Annotated in this window: 14 protein-coding genes; 11 read left to right on the plus strand and 3 right to left on the minus strand. The window is 71.5% G+C overall.

The window, feature by feature from the left end; genetic code table 11:
• The first annotated feature begins 13 nt into the window (after window positions 1–13).
• From urtB to E9998_RS18835, 8 genes are read left to right on the plus strand one after another with little or no spacing between them, the layout of a single operon-like run.
• Window positions 14–898, plus strand: coding sequence for an urea ABC transporter permease subunit UrtB (gene urtB / locus E9998_RS18800; protein ID WP_136531235.1), 885 nt, complete (start codon window positions 14–16; stop codon window positions 896–898).
• Window positions 895–1,968 carry an urea ABC transporter permease subunit UrtC gene (urtC, locus tag E9998_RS18805; protein WP_136531236.1) on the plus strand — a complete coding sequence of 358 codons (1,074 nt, stop codon included), beginning with the start codon at window positions 895–897 and terminating at the stop codon, window positions 1,966–1,968. The genes urtB and urtC overlap by 4 nt, the downstream gene beginning before the upstream one ends.
• Window positions 1,965–2,720, plus strand: a complete 756-nt coding sequence (urtD, locus tag E9998_RS18810) for an urea ABC transporter ATP-binding protein UrtD (RefSeq protein WP_136531237.1) — start codon at window positions 1,965–1,967, stop codon at window positions 2,718–2,720. The genes urtC and urtD overlap by 4 nt, the downstream gene beginning before the upstream one ends.
• Entirely contained in the window at window positions 2,704–3,396 is a 693-nt protein-coding gene (urtE, locus tag E9998_RS18815) for an urea ABC transporter ATP-binding subunit UrtE (RefSeq protein ID WP_136531238.1), read from the plus strand. Before urtD ends, urtE begins: the two co-directional genes overlap by 17 nt.
• Window positions 3,393–4,100 carry a GntR family transcriptional regulator gene (locus tag E9998_RS18820; protein ID WP_136531239.1) on the plus strand — a complete coding sequence of 236 codons (708 nt, stop codon included), beginning with the start codon at window positions 3,393–3,395 and terminating at the stop codon, window positions 4,098–4,100. Before urtE ends, E9998_RS18820 begins: the two co-directional genes overlap by 4 nt.
• 39 nt (window positions 4,101–4,139) lie before the next feature.
• Window positions 4,140–7,703, plus strand: a complete 3,564-nt coding sequence (gene uca / locus E9998_RS18825; protein WP_136531240.1) for an urea carboxylase — start codon at window positions 4,140–4,142, stop codon at window positions 7,701–7,703.
• Window positions 7,704–7,714: 11 nt separating this feature from the next.
• Window positions 7,715–9,400: an allophanate hydrolase gene (gene atzF, locus E9998_RS18830; protein WP_136531241.1), complete on the plus strand. Its 1,686-nt coding sequence runs from the start codon at window positions 7,715–7,717 to the stop codon at window positions 9,398–9,400.
• Window positions 9,401–9,455: 55 nt separating this feature from the next.
• Complete coding sequence (locus E9998_RS18835) at window positions 9,456–10,208, plus strand: maleylpyruvate isomerase family mycothiol-dependent enzyme (RefSeq protein ID WP_136531242.1); 753 nt, start codon at window positions 9,456–9,458, stop codon at window positions 10,206–10,208.
• Here E9998_RS18835 and E9998_RS18840 read toward each other — a convergent pair.
• From E9998_RS18840 to E9998_RS18850, 3 genes are all read right to left on the minus strand, one after another.
• Window positions 10,198–11,295, minus strand: coding sequence for an epoxide hydrolase family protein (locus E9998_RS18840; RefSeq protein WP_136531243.1), 1,098 nt, complete (start codon window positions 11,293–11,295; stop codon window positions 10,198–10,200). The genes E9998_RS18835 and E9998_RS18840 overlap by 11 nt on opposite strands.
• 112 nt (window positions 11,296–11,407) lie before the next feature.
• Entirely contained in the window at window positions 11,408–12,916 is a 1,509-nt protein-coding gene (arfA, locus tag E9998_RS18845) for an arabinosylfuranosidase ArfA (protein WP_136531244.1), read from the minus strand.
• A gap of 109 nt (window positions 12,917–13,025) precedes the next feature.
• Complete coding sequence (locus tag E9998_RS18850) at window positions 13,026–14,045, minus strand: LacI family DNA-binding transcriptional regulator (protein WP_204745542.1); 1,020 nt, start codon at window positions 14,043–14,045, stop codon at window positions 13,026–13,028.
• 291 nt (window positions 14,046–14,336) lie between these two features.
• Between E9998_RS18850 and E9998_RS18855 the strand changes: the two genes are divergently transcribed.
• From E9998_RS18855 to E9998_RS18865, 3 genes are read left to right on the plus strand one after another with little or no spacing between them, the layout of a single operon-like run.
• Window positions 14,337–14,690 (plus strand): L-rhamnose mutarotase, encoded by a 354-nt coding sequence (locus tag E9998_RS18855; protein ID WP_136531245.1) that lies wholly within the window; start codon window positions 14,337–14,339, stop codon window positions 14,688–14,690.
• Complete coding sequence (gene rhaI / locus E9998_RS18860; RefSeq protein WP_136531246.1) at window positions 14,687–15,856, plus strand: L-rhamnose isomerase; 1,170 nt, start codon at window positions 14,687–14,689, stop codon at window positions 15,854–15,856. The genes E9998_RS18855 and rhaI overlap by 4 nt, the downstream gene beginning before the upstream one ends.
• Complete coding sequence (locus E9998_RS18865; protein ID WP_136531247.1) at window positions 15,844–17,901, plus strand: bifunctional aldolase/short-chain dehydrogenase; 2,058 nt, start codon at window positions 15,844–15,846, stop codon at window positions 17,899–17,901. The genes rhaI and E9998_RS18865 overlap by 13 nt, the downstream gene beginning before the upstream one ends.
• The last annotated feature ends 24 nt before the right edge of the window (window positions 17,902–17,925 follow it).

The following is a 17,925-nucleotide window of genomic DNA, read 5'->3' on the forward strand; positions in this document are numbered from 1 at the left end:
GAAAGGAGACACCGTGGACCTCCTCGTAGGACAGTTGTTCACCGGACTGAGCACCGGCTCGATCCTGCTGCTGGCCGCACTGGGCCTGTCGCTCACGTTCGGGCAGATGGGCGTGGTCAACATGGCGCACGGCGAGTTCATCATGGCCGGCTGCTACACCGCGTACGTCGTCCAGCAGGTCGTCGGGGACGCTGGCGCCTCCCTCCTGATCGCCCTCCCCGTCGGGTTCGCGGTGGGCGGCGCGATGGGCCTGGTCCTGGAGACCGTGCTCATCCGCCGCCTCTACCACCGCCCGCTCGACACGCTCCTGGTCACCTTCGGCGTCGGCCTCATCCTCCAGCAGGTCGCCCGCGACGTCTTCGGCGCTCCGGCGGTGAACGTGTCCGTCCCCGAGGCCCTGCGCGGAGGCGTCGACCTGCTCGGCGTGACCGTCCCGAAGACGCGGCTGTTCATTATGGCGCTGGCGGTCCTGGCCGTCACCGCGGTGAGCCTGGTCCTGCGGTTCACGCCGGCGGGGCGGCGCATCCGCGCCGTGGTCGGCAATCGCGACCTCGCCGAGACCGCGGGGATCTCCTCGCGGCGGGTGGACGCCGGGCCGTTCTTCATCGGCTCGGGCCTGGCCGGGGTCGCCGGGGTCGCCTTGACCCTCATCGGGTCCACGAGCCCGACGACCGGCCAGTCCTACCTCGTCGACGCCTTCCTGGTGGTCGTCGCGGGCGGCCTGGGCCGTATCAAGGGCGCGGTGGTCGCCGCGGTCGCCCTCGGTGCGCTGCAAGCGGTGTTCGAGACGTACTCGACCGCGTCGCTCGCCAAGGTCGGTGTCTTCATCGTCATCGTCGTATTCCTCCAGCTGCGCCCACAGGGCCTGTTCACGCTGCGGACCAGGAGCCTCGCATGAAGTTCTTCACCACCAGGGCCGGCACCTGGACCGGCTTCGGCGCCGCCGCACTCGTCCTGTTCGGACTCGCGCCGCTGCTGCTGTCGGGGTTCCGGCTCGGCCTGCTCGCCCAGTTCCTGTGCTACGCGATCGTGGCGGTCGGCATCGGCCTGGCCTGGGGCCGCGGCGGGATGCTCACCCTCGGGCAGGGCGTCTTCTTCGGCATGGGCGCCTACCTCATGGCCATGCACCTGAAGATGGCCGACGCCGAGTTCCGCGGCGGCCCGGGGGCCGTCCCCGACTTCATGGAGCTCGCCGGTATCCGCGAACTGCCCGCCTATTGGGCCCCGTTCGCCTCCCCGGCGTTCACGATCGCGGCGATCCTCGTCCTGCCGACCGCGTTCGCGGTCCTGCTGGGTCTGGCGGTCTTCAAGCGCCGCGTCAAGGGCGCTTACTTCGCGATCCTCTCCCAAGCGCTCGCCGGGGCGTTCGCGATCCTCCTCATCGGGCAGCAGTCCCTCGGCGGGTTCAACGGCCTCTCGCGCTTCCGGTACTTCTTCGGGTACAACCTGGACGACCCGGTCAACCAGCAGATGCTGTACTTCATCGTCGCCGGGGTCCTCCTCGCCGTCGTCGCGGTGAGCCTCCAGCTGCGCCGCTCGCGCTACGGCGAACTCCTCGTCGCCGTGCGCGACGCCGAAGAAAGGGTGCGCTTCCTCGGCTACGACGCCGCGAACGTCAAGGTCGTCGCCTACGCCGTCGCCGCGCTGTTCGCCTCGGTCGCCGGGGCGGTCTTCGTGCCGATCGTCGGGATCATCTCCCCGGCGAGCATCGGCATCGTGCCCTCGATCATGTTCATCCTCGGCGTCGCCATCGGCGGGCGCGCGAGCCTCGTCGGCCCCGTCGTCGGCGCCCTCGCCGTCGCATGGGCCCAGACCGCCCTCTCCGAGCAGTTCCCCTCCGCGTGGACGTACGCCCAAGGGCTCATGTTCATCCTCGTCATCGCGCTGCTGCCCGGCGGCATCGCCTCGACCGCCGCCGTCCTCAAGCGGATACCGACCAAACGCGCCACCGTGGAGGCCACCACATGAGCATCGCATTGAGCTGCAAGAACATCGAAGTCTCCTTCGACGGCTTCAAAGCCGTCGCGGGCGTCGACCTCGACCTCTCCCGCGGCGAGGTCCACTTCCTCATCGGCCCCAACGGGGCCGGGAAGACCACCCTGGTCGACGCGATCACCGGCCTCGCCGCCTACACCGGGTCCGTCGTGAAGGACGGCGAGGAGCTGCGCGGCAGGAAGGTCCACCACATCGCCCGCCGCGGCATCGGGCGCACCTTCCAGACCGCCACCGTCTTCGAGAACCTCACCGTCGCCCAGAACCTCGACATCGCCGCCGGGGCCGGACGCTCCCCCTGGACGCTCCTTCGCCGCCGCAGGCACCTGCCGCAGAACGTGGTCGACACGATGGAGCGCATCGGCCTCGCCGACCGCGCCGACACGCCCGCGGGCGTCCTCGCCCACGGCCAGAAGCAGTGGCTGGAGATCGGGATGCTCCTCGTCGGCGACGCCGACGTGCTCCTGCTGGACGAGCCCATCGCCGGGATGGGCCACGACGAGCGCGAGACCACCGGCCGCCTCCTCCACGACATCGCCGTCGACCGCGCCGTCGCCGTGGTCGAGCACGACATGGACTTCATGCGCGCCTTCGCCTCCCGCGTCACCGTCCTCCACGCCGGGGCCGTCCTCGCCACCGGCTCGGTGGACGAGGTCTCCGGCGACCCCCGCGTCCAGGAGGTCTACCTCGGCACCGCGAAGGAGTCCGCCGATGCTGCGACTGCGTGACCTCGCCTGCGGCTACGGCCGCACCCCCGTCGTCCACGGCATCGACCTCCACATCGGACCCGACGAGGTCGTGGCCGTCATGGGCCACAACGGCGCCGGCAAGACCACCCTGCTCCGCGCCGTCGCCGGCCTCCTGCCCGCCATGCGGGGCACCGTCGAACTCGACGGCACCGACATGACCCGCAGGCCCGCCAACCGCCGCGTCAAGGCGGGCATGGCCTACGTCCCCCAAGGCCAGCAGTGCTTCGCGCACCTCACCGCAGGAGAGAACCTCCGCCTCGTCGCCGACGGCCGCCGACACGGCAAGGCCCTCATCGACGCCCAACTCGACCTCTTCCCCGCCCTGCGCCCCCTCCTCGGCCGCCAGGCCGGCCTCCTCTCCGGCGGCCAGCGCCAGCAGCTCGCCATCGCGCGTGCGCTCATCACCGAGCCGCGGCTGCTGATTCTGGACGAGCCGACGGAGGGGATTCAGCCGAACGTGGTGGCGGAGATCGAGTCGACGGTGGTGGGTCTCGCCAAGCGCGGGGGCTTGTCGGTGCTCCTGGTCGAGCAGCATCTGGGTTTCGCGTTGCAGGCGGCCGACCGGTATTACGTGTTGCGTTCGGGTCGGGTGGCTTCGGAGGGGTCGACGGGTGTCGAGGCTGAGGGGCGTGTGCGGGAGGCGATGTCGATATGACGTTTTCGACGTTGCCTGAGTCTGAGGGTCCTTTGGCGGAGCGCGTTTACGTCGCCCTGCGCGCCGACCTCATGGCGGGGCGGTATGAGCCGGGGAAGCGTCTGGGGGAGGAGCGTCTCGCCGGGAACTATGGCGTGTCGCGCACGCCCGTGCGCGAGGCCCTCAGCCGTCTTTCCGCCGACGGCTTGGTCTCCCGTGAGGTTGATGGCCTCTATCCGTATCGGCCTCGGATCGATCAGCTCAACGACCTGTACGAGGTCCGTTTGACGCTCGAATTGCGGGGGCTGGCGCGTGCTGCCGCCGATCCTGATATCCGGCACGACCGGGACCTCCTGGGCCCCGAGCTTGACCGGTGGTATCGGTTGCGGAAGGTGCCGCCGGGTCCTGATGCGGGGTTCGTGGAGTCCGATGAGCGGTACCACTTGACGCTGTTGGCGGCGTCGGGCAATGCGCAGCTCGCGGAGGCGTTGAAGGTCGTGAACAACCGGATTCGGCCGGCGCGGATGTTCGATTACTTCACGGTCGAGCGGATGGAGTCGACGATCGCGGAGCACATCGCGATCGCCGAGGGCGCCTTGGAGGGGCGTTATGCGGAGGCGACGGCGATTCTGACCCGGCATATCGAGACGTCGCGTTCCCTTGTGGTCGGGCGTGCTGAGGCGGCCCTGACGTGGGCGCATCTGGCGAACGCCGTCCGGCCTTGATTTCCATTCTTGCACCCTGAGTCACCGAGAGCGAGTGTCATGTTCGAGCGCATTCTGATCGCCAACCGCGGGGAGATCTCCCGGCGGATCACGCGGACGGCCCACCGGCTCGGTGTCGCTACGGTCGCCGTCTATTCCGAGGCCGATGCCGCGTCGTTGCATGTGCGCGAGGCGGACGAGGCGGTGTGCGTGGGTCCGGCGGCGGTCGCCGAGTCGTATCTCAACGTCGATGCGATTCTGTCGGCTGCGAAGGACACCGGGGCGCAGGCGGTGCATCCGGGCTACGGGTTCCTCGCCGAGAGCGCGGTGTTCGCGCGGCGGGTCGCCGATGCCGGGCTCGTGTTCATCGGGCCGACTCCTGAGCAGTTGGAGCGGTTCGGGGACAAGGTGACCGCCCGCGAGGCGGCCGCTGCGGCGGGTGTCCCGCTTGCTGCGGGTACGGCCGCGCTGGCCGACGTGGAGGAGGCGGCGCTTGCGGCGGCGTCGGTCGGGTTCCCGGTGATCGTCAAGGCTTCTGCGGGTGGTGGCGGTATCGGGATGCGCATCGCCGAGGACGCGGCCGAGCTCGCGGAGGTGTTCGCCTCGGTGAAGCGTCTGGCGGCGGACAATTTCGGTGATGACGCGGTCTACCTGGAGCGGTATGTGCGCCGTGCGCGGCATGTCGAGGTGCAGGTGTTCGGGGACGGTGAGGGTCGTGTGGTGTCGTTGTCGGACCGTGACTGCACGTTGCAGCGGCGCCATCAGAAGGTCCTGGAGGAAGCTCCCGCGCCGGGTCTGCCTGCGGCGGTGCGTGAAGGGATGCATGCGGCGGCGCGTGCGTTGGCGGCGTCGGCGCGGTACCGGTCGGCGGGGACGGTGGAGTTCATCTACGACGCCGAGCGCGAGGAGGCGTCGTTCCTGGAGTTCAACACGCGTTTGCAGGTGGAGCATCCGGTGACCGAGGCGGTCGTGGGGGTCGACTTGGTGGAGTGGATGATCCGGGCGGCGGCCGGGGACGTCGGGTTCTTGGCGGCGGTGCCGGACGAGGGTCCGCCGGTGGTGGGTGCGGCGGTGGAGGCGCGGGTGTACGCCGAGGACCCGGCGCGCGGGCATCTGCCGTCGGCGGGGTTGTTGACGTGTGTGGACTTTCCGGGGTCGGTTCGGGTGGACACGTGGGTCCAGCGGGGCGTGGAGGTTCCGGCGGTGTACGACCCGATGCTGGCGAAGGTGGTCGCCACGGGAGTGGACCGGGAGGCGGCGTGGGCGGCGATGTCGGTCGCGCTGGACGGTTCGCGGATCGAGGGGGTGCATACGAACCTGGGGCAGCTGCGGGCGGCGGTCGTCGACCCGCGGGTCTTGGCGGTGGAGCACGACACCGGCACCATCGCCTCCATCGTGGACGCGTCGCCGCGGATCGACGTGGTGGCGCCGGGTGTGTTGACGACCGTGCAGGACTTCCCGGGCCGGATCGGGCACTGGCAGGTGGGCGTGCCGCCGTCGGGTCCGATGGACGACCTGTCGTTCCGTCTGGGCAACAGGGCGCTCGGCAACGCCGAGGGTCTGCCGGGGCTGGAGTGCACGATCGCGGGGCCGACGCTGCGGTTCGGCGTTCCGGTGACGGTGTGCGTGACCGGCGCCCCCGCCCCGGTCACGCTCGATGGTGTGGCGGTGGAGCAGTGGGTGCCGGTCGCGGTGCCGGCCGGGGGCGTGCTGGCGGTCGGGCAGGTCGCCGACGCGGGCGCGCGCACCTATGTGCTGTTCCAAGGCGGCTTGGACGTGCCGACGTTCCTGGGTTCGGCTTCGACGTTCCCGCCGGGGCGGATCGGCGGGTACACCGGCGACCAGTTGCGCGCGGGGGACCGCCTGGTGCCGTGTGCGGCATCGGGTCCGGTCGCGCCGGTCCCGGTGGCGGACCGGCCCGCGTTCGGGCACGATTGGGCGCTGGCGGTGACGCCGGGTCCGCAGCCGGCGCCGCACTACTTCACCGCCTCGGACATGGAGCGGATCTACGCCGCGGACTGGTCGGTGCAGGTGCACGCCGGGCGTTCGGGGGTGCGGCTTGACGGGCCGCGGCCGCAGTGGGCGCGTACCGACGGCGGCGAGGCGGGCCTGCATCCTTCGAACCTGCACGACAATCCGTACTCGGTGGGGACGGTGAACTTCACCGGCGACACGCCGGCGCTGCTGGGCCCGGACGGGCCGAGCCTGGGCGGTTTCGCGTGCCCGTTCACTGTGACGACCTCGGACCGGTGGAAGCTCGGGCAGTTGCGTCCGGGCGACGCGGTGCGGTTCGTGCCGGTGGGCGAGGCCGAGGCCGACCGGTTGCGCGCCACTCCGTTGGCGAATCCGGTGCCGCTCATCGGCGCCCACGAGGACACGGCGACCCTCGCCTCCATTGACGCCGAGGGCGACCGGCCCGCGGTCGCCTACCGGCGGGCCGGGGACGACGCGGTGCTCCTCGAATACGGTCCGATGCACCTCGACCTGGCGCTGCGCATGCGGGTCGGGGCGCTCATGGACGCCCTCGCCGCGGCTGACCCGGCCGGGCTCATCGACACCACGCCGGGGGTGCGGTCGCTGCACCTGCACGTCGACCCGGACGTGCTGCCGGTCCGGGCCTTGACGGGGCTGCTGACCGAATTGGAGGCGGACCTGCCGGACACGGCGGACATGACGGTGCCCTCGCGTGTGGTGCGGCTGCCGATCTCGTGGAACGACGCGGTCGTGGACGAGGCGATCGCCCGGTATGCGACCAACGTGCGCGACGACGCCCTGTTCAACCCCTCGAACATCGAGTTCATCCGCCGCATCAATGGCCTGGGGTCGGTCGAGGAGGTCGCGGCGATCGCGACCGCGGCCGAATGGCTCGTCCTGGGCCTGGGCGACGTGTACCTGGGCGCGCCCGCCGCCGTCCCGGTCGACCCCCGCCACCGCCTGGTGACCACGAAGTACAACCCGGCGCGGACGTGGACCGCCGAAGGCACGGTCGGCATCGGCGGCTCGTACATGTGCATCTACGGCATGGACTCCCCGGGCGGCTACCAGCTCGTGGGGCGCACGGCCCCGATCTGGGCGGGCCTGCGCGACCTCCCGTCCTTCCACGACGGCCTGCCGTGGCTGCTGCGCTTCTTCGACCGCGTCGTCTTCGAACGCGTCTCGGAGGAGGAGCTCGCCGAGACGCGCCGCGACCTCGCCGCCGGGCGCGCGGTGATCGACATCCGCGAAGGGACGTTCGCGTACGCCGACTACCGGCGCCTGCTGGCCGACAACGCCGACTCGATCGAGGCGTTCCGGGCCCGCCAGGCCACGGCGTTCGAGGCCGAGCGGCAACGTTGGGCCGCGGCGGGGGAGTTCGACCGCGACCACACCGAACCGGCCCCCGCCACCGGGAGCGTCGACCTCGCCGAAGGCGAGACGCTCGTGGAGGCGCCGATGGCCGCGAGCGTGTGGCGCGTGGCCGTCGCCGAAGGCGACACGGTGGCCGCCGGGGACACCGTGGTGGTGCTGGAGGCGATGAAACTGGAGATGCCCGTCGCCGCCACGGCGACCGGGACGGTGCGGCGGGTGCTCGCCGCACCGGGCGACCAGGCCGGGCCGGGCACACCGCTCCTGGTGATCGGATAGGGCACCACGACATGACAGGGGAGACCGTGAGCAGTGCAGCGCGCGCCGAGACCGCCTTCGAGCGCATCGCCGAAACCGACCGGCCCGAGGTGTGGATCGCCTTGCGCGACAAGGACGACGTCATCGCCGAAGCCCGGGCCGTCGACGCCGCGGCGGCCGCCGGGGCCGACCTGCCGCTGGCCGGACTCGTGTACGCCGTCAAGGACAACATCGACGTCGCGGGCCTGCCCACGACCGCCGCCTGCCCTTCCTACACGTATGTGCCGCAGCGCGACGCGACCGCCGTCGCCCGCCTGCGCGCGGCCGGCGCCGTGTGCCTGGGCAAGACCAACCTCGACCAGTTCGCCACCGGCCTGGTCGGCACCCGCAGCCCCTACGGGGCCGTGCGCGGCGCCGTCGACCCCGCCCGCATCGCCGGCGGCTCCTCCTCCGGGTCGGCCGTCGCCGTCGCCCTGGGCATCGCCGACTTCGCCCTGGGCACCGACACCGCCGGGTCCGGCCGCGTCCCGGCCGCCCTCAACGGCATCGTCGGCGTCAAGGCCAGCCTCGGCGCCGTCCCCGCCGACGGCGTCGTCCCCGCCTGCCCCTCCTACGACTGCGTGACCGTCTTCGCCCCCGACCTCACCGCCGCCGCCGCCGTCCTGCGCCGCATCACCGGACCGAGCCCGACCGACCCCGCCTCGCGCCCCCGGCCCGACGGCGCCCCGCTCAGCGCCCCGCCCGCCCCGCGCCTGGCCGTCCCCCGACCCGCCGACCTCACCGCCCTCGACCCCGACCTCACCCCATTGTGGGACGCCGCCCTCGACCGCCTGGCCGCCACCGGAGCCACCCTCACCCCCATCGACATCCAGCCGCTCCTGGCAGCGGCCCTGCTGCTCTACGAAGGCGCCCTCATCGCCGAACGCGCCGCCGCCTTCGGCGCCCACCTCGACGCCCACCCCGGCGACGCCGACCCCGTCGTCGCCCACCTCGTCGGCGGCGCCGCGAAATTCACCGCCGCCGACCTCGCCGCCGACCAGCAGACCCTGCGACGCTCCCGCACCGAGGCCGCCGCCCTCCTCGCCGACTTCGACGCCCTCGTCCTGCCCACCGCACCACTCCACCCCACCCTCGACGACGTCCGCGCCGACCCCGTCGGCGTCAACGCCGCCCTGGGCACCTACACCAACTTCGTCAACCTCCTCGACCTCGCCGCCGTCGCCGTCCCCGCCGGCACCGCCGGCACCAAGCACTTCGGCATCAGCGTCGTCACCGCCGCCTTCGCCGACCAGATCGGCGCCGACATCGCCGCCCGATTCCTCGGCGAACACCCGCCCCTGATCGCCCCCGGCGGCACCGACCTCGTCGTCTTCGGCGCCCACATGACCGGCATGCCCCTCAACGGCCAACTCACCGACCTCGGCGCCCGCTTCATCGGCGACGTGCGCACCGCACCGGCCTACCGCATGCACGCCCTCGACACCGCACCCCCTAAACCCTTCGTCACCCGATCCGAGCTCGGCGCGAGCCTCCCCGGCGAACGCTGGCTCCTGGCCCCCGCCGCCCTCGGCCGCTTCCTCGCCGACCTCCCCGCCCCCATGACCCTCGGCAAGATCGAACTCGACGACGGCACCTGGGCCACCGGCTTCTGCGCCACCGCCCCGACCGGCACCGACATCACCGCCGCAGGCGGCTGGAGGGCACACCTGACCGCCTGATCGCAAGGGCCCCACCGCCGCCCATCGTGTCGCACGCACGTGCGAGGATCGCCGCATGGAACCCACCGCCTTCCGCGCCCACCTCGTCACCGAAGCCGCCCTCCTGCGCGAGGCCGCACTCGCCGCACCCGCCGAGGCGCGCGTCCCGACCTGCCCCGAATGGACCGCCACCGACCTCCTCGACCACGTCACCGAGACCTACGACCACAAGATCGCCTCGATGCGGCTGCTGCGCGACCCCGGCGACGACCACCGCACCGACCGGCCCGGCACCGCCGCCGACCGGTTCGACGCCGCCCTGGCCGACCTCCTCGCCGAATTCGACGCCAGAGGCCCCGACACCCTCGCCTACACCTGGTACGGGCCCGACCAGACCGTCGGCTTCTGGATGCGGCGCATGGCCCACGAGACCCTCATCCACCGCGTCGACGCCGAACTCGCCGCCGACCGCCCCCGCACCGCGATCGACCAGCGCCTCGCCCTCGACGGCATCGACGAGATCCTCACCGTCATGGTCGACTGGGGCTCACGCGCCTGGAGCGCCGAACTGGCCCCCCGCCTGGCCGCCGACGCCGGCCTGGTGGTCGACCTCGCCGCCGCCGACCGCACCTGGACCCTCGCCGTCGGCACCGACACCGTCACCGCCGGGCCAGGCTCGCACCCCGACCCCGCCGCCCGCATCGAGACCGACCCCGCCGCACTCCTGCTGTGGTTGTGGCGCCGCACCGACGCCGCAGCCGTCCCCGCCAGCGGCGACCGGGCCGCCGCCGCCCGCCTCCACGCCCTCATCGACGAATTCACCCAATAAAGCGACCCTCGGCGATCTTCCCGAAGAACCCCGCCACCTCCGCCGCGAAGAGGTCCGGCACCTCCATCGCCGCGAAATGCCCGCCCCGGTCGAACTCCGACCAGTGCACCACGTCGAACCGCCGCTCGGCCAAGACCTGCACCGACCGCGTGATGTCATGGGCGAACACCGCGACCCCCACCGGCACCCCCCTCGTGTCCGGCACCGGACGCAGCCCCGCGTCCCGATGCAGCCGCGCCGCCGAGGCCGCCGTCGCCGTCAACCAGTACAACGACACGTCCGTGAGCATCCGCTCATCGTCCACCGGCGTGTCCGGACCCGTCCACTGCGCGAACCGCTCGGCGATCCACACCAACTGCGCCACCGGCGAATCGGTGAGCGCATACCCGATCGTCTGCGGCGTCAGCGCCGACAACGCCTGATACGGCGGCCGCGCCGCCATGAGCGACCGCACCTTGTCCAGGCGCACCTCGTCGGCCGCCGACACCGCCACCGCCGGATCAGGCCGCGTCGGCAGATAGTTCACATGCACCCCCGCCACACGCCCCGGCGCCACCGCCGCCAGCGCGAGGGAGATCCCGGCGCCGAAGTCGCCGCCCTGGGCGCCGTAGCGGTCGTAGCCGAGGCGGCGCATGAGCTCGTCCCAGGCCGCTGCGATGCGCAGGGCGTCCCAGCCGCGGGTCGTGGTGGGCCCGGAGAACGCGAAGCCGGGGATCGAGGGGATGACGAGGTGGAATTCGGCGGCGAGCGGTTCGATGACGTCGAGGAACTCCAGGAAGGACCCGGGCCAGCCGTGGGTGAGCAGCAGCGGGAACGCGTCCGCCTTGGCGGACCTGACGTGGAGGAAGTGGATTCGTTGGCCGTCGATGTCGGTGGTGTAGTGGGGGAGTGCGTTGAGGCGCTGTTCGTGGGTGCGCCAGTCGTAGTGGTGGCGCCAGTGGTCGACGAGGGCTTGGAGGCGGGCGAGGGGGAAGCCGTAGTCGGTGCCGGCGCCGTCGACCTCGTTGGGCCAGCGGGTGCGGTCGAGGCGGTCGTCGAGGTCGTCGAGGTCGGCTTGGGGGATGTGGATGCGGTACGGGTGGATCACGGCACACTCCTAAACGTTGGTGCAGCCAACGATACCACGATCATTGGACCAACCAACGAACCTGTGCATGAGAAAGGCCGCGGCGCCGAAGCACCGCGGCCCTCCTTGCGCCCTACGGCAGGAAGCGGATCGTGTTCCAGCTCATCGCCGGCAGCTCGACCGACACCGTCCCGCCCTCGACCACGACGCTCCCGTTCACCGCAGGCGCCACCCGCTCAGGGTCGGCCAGGGTGTTCTTCGCGTCGGGGTCGGCGTCGGTCAGCGTCGAACACGTGACCTCCCCGAAGCCCCCCAGCGAGGACGCGTCCACCGTCAGCGTCAACGGGTGCTCCAGGTCCCGGTTGACCGCGAACACCGTCACCGAGCCGTCCTCGTTCGCCACCGCCACCGAGTGCAGCGCCGCCACCTCCCCGAACTTCGCCGTCGCGAACGTCGGACCCTCGGCGTTGACCGCCAGGACCGTCCCGCGCCCGAACTTCGAGGCCTCCGCGAACGGGAAGAACGTCGTCTGACGCCAGGCCGGACCGCCCGGCTCGGTCATGATCGGCGCGATCACGTTCACCAGCTGCGCCAGGCACGCGGCCGTCACCCGGTCCGAGCGGCGCAGCAGCGTGATCATGAGCGACCCGAACACCACCGCGTCCATCGCCGAGTACACGTCTTCGAGCTGCCGGGGGGCCTCGGCCCACGGCTCGGGGCGCTCACCGGTCGGCGCCGACTGGTACCACACGTTCCACTCGTCGAAGGAGATATCGATCTTCTTGTCGCTCTTGAGCTTCGCGCCCACCGCGTCGGCGGTGGCGATGACGCCGTCGATGAACAGCTCCATGTCCTGCGCGCTGGCCATGAAGCTCGCGACGTCCCCGTCCTGCGGCTGGTAGTAGGCGTGCGCCGAGATGTAGTCGACCGACTCGTAGGACTGGGCGAGGACCTCGGCCTCCCACTCGCCGAAGGTCGGCATCGCCCGCGAGGACGAGCCGCAGGCGACCAGGTCGAGCCCGGGGTCGATCATGCGCATGGCGCGGGCGGTCTGGTCGGCCACGCGCCCGTACTCGGTCGCGGTGCGCTGGCCGATCTGCCAGGGGCCGTCCATCTCGTTGCCCAGGCACCACAGCTTGATGCCGTAGGGCTCCTCGTCGCCGTGGGAGCGGCGCAGGTCCGACCAGTGCGTGCCCGAGGGGTGGTTGGCGTATTCGAGCAGGTCCAAAGCCTCCTGGACGCCGCGGGTGCCGAGGTTGACGGCCATGTTCGGCTCCACGCCGACGGTGCGGCAGAACCGGATGACCTCCCCGAGGCCGAACTGGTTGGTCTCGGTGACCCCCCAGGCGAGGTCGAGGCGCCGGGGGCGGTCGGCCTTGGGGCCGGTGCCGTCCTCCCAGCGGTAGCCGGAGACGAAGTTCCCCCCGGGGTAGCGGATCATCGTCGGGCCCAGCTCGGCGACGAGGTCGAGAACGTCGCGGCGCAGGCCGCCTGCGTCGGCGGTGGGGTGGCCCGGTTCGTAGATGCCGGTGTAGACGCACCGGCCCAGGTGCTCGACGAAGGACCCGAACAGCCGCTCGGGGACTTCGGCGACGGTGAAGCGCCGATCGAAATCGATGCGCGCGCGGTGGTTCTCGGCCATGATCGCCTCCCGGAAGGGTTGGAATGTGAACGCTCACCGGCGACCCTCGCGGGTCGGTTGCCGCGACGCTACCAGACGTCGAATTCCGCCCCACCAGGGGACTTTACCGTTACATCAATGCTCTGAGGTCGAGCGCCGTCGATGCCCGCGCGATGAGCTCGGGCTGGAAGACGACGTTGCGGTGCGTGTGCCCCTCGCCCTCGGCGATCTCATCGAACAGCAGCTGCGCGGCCGTGCGCCCCAGCTGCGAACGCGGCTGGCGCACCGAGGAGAGCGGCACCGCCGCCGCCGCGGCGAAGTCGATGTCGTCGTAGCCGACGATCGCGCACTCGTGGGGGACCTTCACCCCGTGCATCGTCAAGGCCTGCAGCGCCCCGAGCGCGACGAGGTCGTTGGCGCAGAACAGGGCCGTGGGCCGGTCCTCCCGCCCGAGCATCGCCTCGACTGCTTCGCGGCCCGCCGCGAAGTTGAGCCCGGCGGTGGTGAACACCTCCAATGCCGTGCCCGTCTCCTCGCACACCTGGCGGCACCCGGCGAGACGGTCGGCGACCTGGGGGATCGAGGAGGGCCCCCCGATGAACGCGATCCGCTCGTGCCCGGCCTCAACCAGGTGCGCAGCGGCCAGACGCCCGCCGTGGACGTCGTCGACTGCCACCGAGCAGTGCGGGTGGCGCCCGGCCCCGCGGTCGACCAGGACCAGCGGGATGTCGTGGCCCGACAGACGCTCGATCCACGAGGCCGAGGAGTCGTCCACCGGGGTGATGAGCAGGCCCAGCACCCGCTGCTCTTCGAGGATCTCCAGGTGGCGGCGCTCGCGGCGCACGTCCTCGCCGGAGTCGCAGACGGTGACCACGCCGCCGGCGGACTCGATGAGCGGCTCGGCCCCGCGCACGACGTCGGTGAAGAACGGGTTCGCCACGTCCAGCACCACGACCGCGACGGTGCGGCTGCGACCGGCCCGCAACTGGCGCGCCGAGTCGTTGCGGACGTAACCGAGCTCCTCGATCGCCGCCAGCACGCGCGAGCGCGTCTCCTCGGCGACGGCCTCGGGCCGGTTGAGGACATTGGAGACGGTGCCGACCGACACGCCCGCCGCCCGCGCGACGTCCTTCATGCTGGTAGTGGTCATGGTCACCTCATGGAGTCTATCGGGGGAGCGGGGCGCGGGCCCCCGCGGCGGGGCCGAGAAGGGCACGCCGCAGGGCCGGATCGACGCCCATCGACGCACCGATCTTTTGAAACGGTTCAACAACGAACGGCGAGCGTGTGGAGCATATACCGAACCGTGTTCGAATTACTTCCCGGTCGCGGCTTGACAACCGTGGCCTCGACGTTCTAACTTAGCGAAATCCCCTCATGAAACGATTCAAAAATGTGGCGGTAACCCGCCGCGGCCCCGTCCTCTAGGAGAGGAACCCCCGTGACACAACGTGTGTGCTTCACCCTCCGGGTCAGGCCCGAGCGCATGGCCGAATACCGCGAACGCCACGCCGCGGTCTGGCCCGACATGCTCCGCGCCCTCGCCGACACCGGATGGACGAACTACTCGCTGTTCCTCGCCGACGACGGCCTCCTCGTCGGCTACCTCGAAACCGAGGACTTCGCCGCCGCACAGGCGGGCATGGCCGCCACCGAGGTCAACGCCCGCTGGCAGGCCGACATGGCCCCCTTCTTCGAAGGCGGCGCCAAAGCCGACGACAACTTCAACGTCCTCCCCGAGGTGTTCAACCTCGCCACCCAACTCGCCTCCCACGGCGAAGGAGCCGGCCGATGAACGACCGCGTCACCCACGCCAAGCAGGTCCTGGCGAGCCAGAACATCGAACTGCCCTCCTGGGCCTTCGGCAACTCCGGCACCCGCTTCAAGGTCTTCGCCCAGCAGGGCGTCCCCCGCGACCCCTTCGAGAAGATCGCCGACGCCGCCCAGGTCAACGCTTACACCGGCGCCGCCGGCTCCGTCGCCCTCCACATCCCCTGGGACAAGGTCGAGGACTACGCCGCCCTCGCCGCCCACGCCGAAGCCCTGGGCGTGCGCATCGGCACCATCAACTCCAACACCTTCCAAGACGACGACTACATGCTCGGCTCGGTCTGCCACCCCGACCCCGCCGTACGCCGCAAGGCCACCGCGCACCTCCTCGAATGCGTCGACATCATGGACGCCACCGGCTCGACCGACCTCAAACTCTGGTTCGCCGACGGCACCAACTACCCCGGCCAGGACTCCATCGCCGACCGCCAGGACCGCCTCGCCGAAGTCCTCGCCACCGTCTACGACCGACTCGGCGACGGCCAGCGCCTCCTGCTCGAATACAAGCTCTTCGAGCCCTCGTTCTACACCACCGACGTCCCCGACTGGGGCACCGCGTACGCGCACTGCCTCAAACTCGGCCCCAAGGCCCAGGTCGTCATCGACACCGGCCACCACGCGCCGGGCACCAACATCGAGTTCATCGTCGCGATCCTGCTGCGCGAGGGCAAGCTCGGCGGGTTCGACTTCAACTCGCGGTTCTACGCCGACGACGACCTCATGGTCGGCTCGGCCGACCCGTTCCAGCTCTTCCGGATCATGCACGAACTCGCCTCCCAGGACGTCGTGGGCCCGGACTCGGGGATCGCGTACATGCTCGACCAGTGCCACAACATCGAAGCGAAGATCCCCGGCCAGATCCGGTCGGTCATGAACGTCCAGGAGGCCACCGCCAAGGCCCTGCTGGTCGACACCGAAGCCCTCAGCGCCGCACAGGCATCGGGAGACGTGCTCGAAGCGAACGCGGTCCTCATGGACGCCTACAACACCGACGTGCGCCCGCTCCTGGCGGAGCTGCGCGGCGAGCTGGGACTGGCCGCCGACCCGATGCGCGCGTACGCTGCCTCCGGTTACGCCGAGGCGATCCGCGAGGACCGCCTCGGGGGCCAGGCCGCGGGATGGGGGGCGTAGTGGGCACGGTCGACAACGGCGTGCGGCGTGCGCTCATCGAGCGGTCCAACCGCCTCGGCGCCGACAGGCGGAACACGAACTTCGCGGGCGGGAACACCTCCGCGAAAGGCACCGCGCCCGACCCGGTGACCGGCGGCGACGTCGACGTCCTGTGGGTCAAGGGCTCCGGCGGCGACCTGGGCACCCTCACCGAGGCCGGCTTGGCGGTCCTGCGACTGGACCGGCTGCGCGCGATGGCCGGCGCCTACCCGGGCCCCGACGCCGAAGACGTCATGGTCGAGCGGTTCGACTACTGCCTGCACGGGCGGGGCGGGGCGGCCCCGAGCATCGACACGGCCATGCACGGCCTGGTCGAGGCCGACCACGTCGACCACCTCCACCCCGACTCCGGGATCGCCTTCGCCACCGCCGCCGACGGCCCCGCGCTCACCAAGGCCTGCTTCGGCGATGCGGTCGCATGGGTCCCATGGCGTCGCCCCGGCTTCCAGCTCGGCCTCGACATCGCCGCGGTCAAAGCGGCGAACCCGCAGGCCATCGGGTGCATCCTCGGCGGCCACGGCATCACCGCCTGGGGCGACACGTCCGAGGAGTGCGAGGCGAACTCGCTGGCGATCATCCGCGGATGCGAGGCCTACATCGCCGAGCACGGCGCGCCCGAACCGTTCGGCGCCCCCGTGGCCGCCTACGCGCCCCTGCCCCAGGCGCAGCGGCGCGCCCGCGCGGCCGCGCTGGCACCGGTCGTGCGCGGCCTGGTCTCCACCGACCGGCGCCAGGTCGGGCACTTCAACGACGAGGCGGCCGTGCTCGACTTCCTCGCCTCCGAGCGCCTGGGCGACCTCGCGGCCCTGGGCACCTCCTGCCCCGACCACTTCCTGCGCACCAAGGTCCGCCCGCTCGTCCTCGAGACGGCGCCCGACGCCCCGCTGGACGAGGTGATCGCTCACCTCACCGAGCGCCACGGCGCCTACCGCGAGGCGTACCGCGCCTACTACGAGCGCTACGCCGAAGCGGGCAGCCCCGCCATGCGCGGCGCCGACCCGGCGATCGTCCTCGTCCCGGGCGTCGGCATGTTCTCCTTCGGGCCGAACAAGCAGACCGCGCGCGTGGCCGGGGAGTTCTACGTCAACGCGATCAACGTCATGCGCGGGGCCGAAGCGATCTCCACGTACGCGCCGATCCCCGAATCCGAGAAGTTCCGCATCGAGTACTGGTCGCTCGAAGAGGCCAAACTCCAGCGGATGCCCAAGCCGAAGCCGCTGGCCGGACGCGTCGCGTTCGTGACCGGCGCGGCCGGAGGCATCGGACGGGCCACCGCCGAACGCCTCGCGGGCGAAGGCGCCTGCGTCGTCATCGCCGACCTCGACCAGGCCAGAGCCGACGAGGCCGCCGCCGCCATCGGCTCGGTCGACACCGCGGTCGGCGTCGCCTGCGACGTCACCGACGAGACGGCCGTCGCGGCCGCACTCGCGCAGGCGTCCCTCGCCTTCGGCGGCGTCGACCTCGTCGTCAACAACGCCGGGCTCTCACTGTCCAAACCGCTCCTGGAGACCACCGCCGCCGACTGGGACCTCCAGCACGACGTCATGGCGAAGGGCTCCTTCCTCGTCTCGCGGGAGAGCGCCCGGATCATGGCGGCGCAACGCCTGGGCGGCGACATCGTCTACATCGCCTCCAAGAACTCGGTGTTCGCCGGCCCGAACAACATCGCCTACTCGGCGACGAAGGCCGACCAGGCCCACCAGGTGCGCCTCCTTGCCGCCGAACTCGGCGAGCACGGCATCCGCGTCAACGGCGTCAACCCCGACGGGGTCGTGCGCGGCTCGGGGATCTTCGCCTCCGGGTGGGGCGCCGAACGCGCCGCCGTCTACGGCGTCGACGAATCCGAACTCGGCAAGTACTACGCGGGCCGGACGCTGCTCAAACGCGAGGTCCTGCCCTCCTCGGTCGCCGACGCCGTCTACGCCCTCGTCGGCCCCGACCTGGGCCTGACCACCGGCGTGCACGTCCCGGTCGACTCGGGCAACCCGCAAGGGTTCCTGCGATGAGCGCCCGGCCGGGGAGGGATCGCC

Source organism: Glycomyces paridis, assembly GCF_004912155.1.
GTDB classification, from domain to species: domain Bacteria; phylum Actinomycetota; class Actinomycetes; order Mycobacteriales; family Micromonosporaceae; genus Glycomyces; species Glycomyces paridis.

Coding starts and splice junctions, on each gene's coding strand:
- urtC (WP_136531236.1), top strand. CDS start 895: ATGAAGTTCTTCACCACCAGGGCCGGCACCTGGACCGGCTTCGGCGCC.
- urtD (WP_136531237.1), top strand. CDS start 1,965: ATGAGCATCGCATTGAGCTGCAAGAACATCGAAGTCTCCTTCGACGGC.
- urtE (WP_136531238.1), top strand. CDS start 2,704: ATGCTGCGACTGCGTGACCTCGCCTGCGGCTACGGCCGCACCCCCGTC.
- E9998_RS18820 (WP_136531239.1), top strand. CDS start 3,393: ATGACGTTTTCGACGTTGCCTGAGTCTGAGGGTCCTTTGGCGGAGCGC.
- uca (WP_136531240.1), top strand. CDS start 4,140: ATGTTCGAGCGCATTCTGATCGCCAACCGCGGGGAGATCTCCCGGCGG.
- atzF (WP_136531241.1), top strand. CDS start 7,715: ATGACAGGGGAGACCGTGAGCAGTGCAGCGCGCGCCGAGACCGCCTTC.
- E9998_RS18835 (WP_136531242.1), top strand. CDS start 9,456: ATGGAACCCACCGCCTTCCGCGCCCACCTCGTCACCGAAGCCGCCCTC.
- arfA (WP_136531244.1), bottom strand. CDS start 12,916: ATGGCCGAGAACCACCGCGCGCGCATCGATTTCGATCGGCGCTTCACC.
- E9998_RS18850 (WP_204745542.1), bottom strand. CDS start 14,045: ATGACCACTACCAGCATGAAGGACGTCGCGCGGGCGGCGGGCGTGTCG.
- rhaI (WP_136531246.1), top strand. CDS start 14,687: ATGAACGACCGCGTCACCCACGCCAAGCAGGTCCTGGCGAGCCAGAAC.
- E9998_RS18865 (WP_136531247.1), top strand. CDS start 15,844: ATGGGGGGCGTAGTGGGCACGGTCGACAACGGCGTGCGGCGTGCGCTC.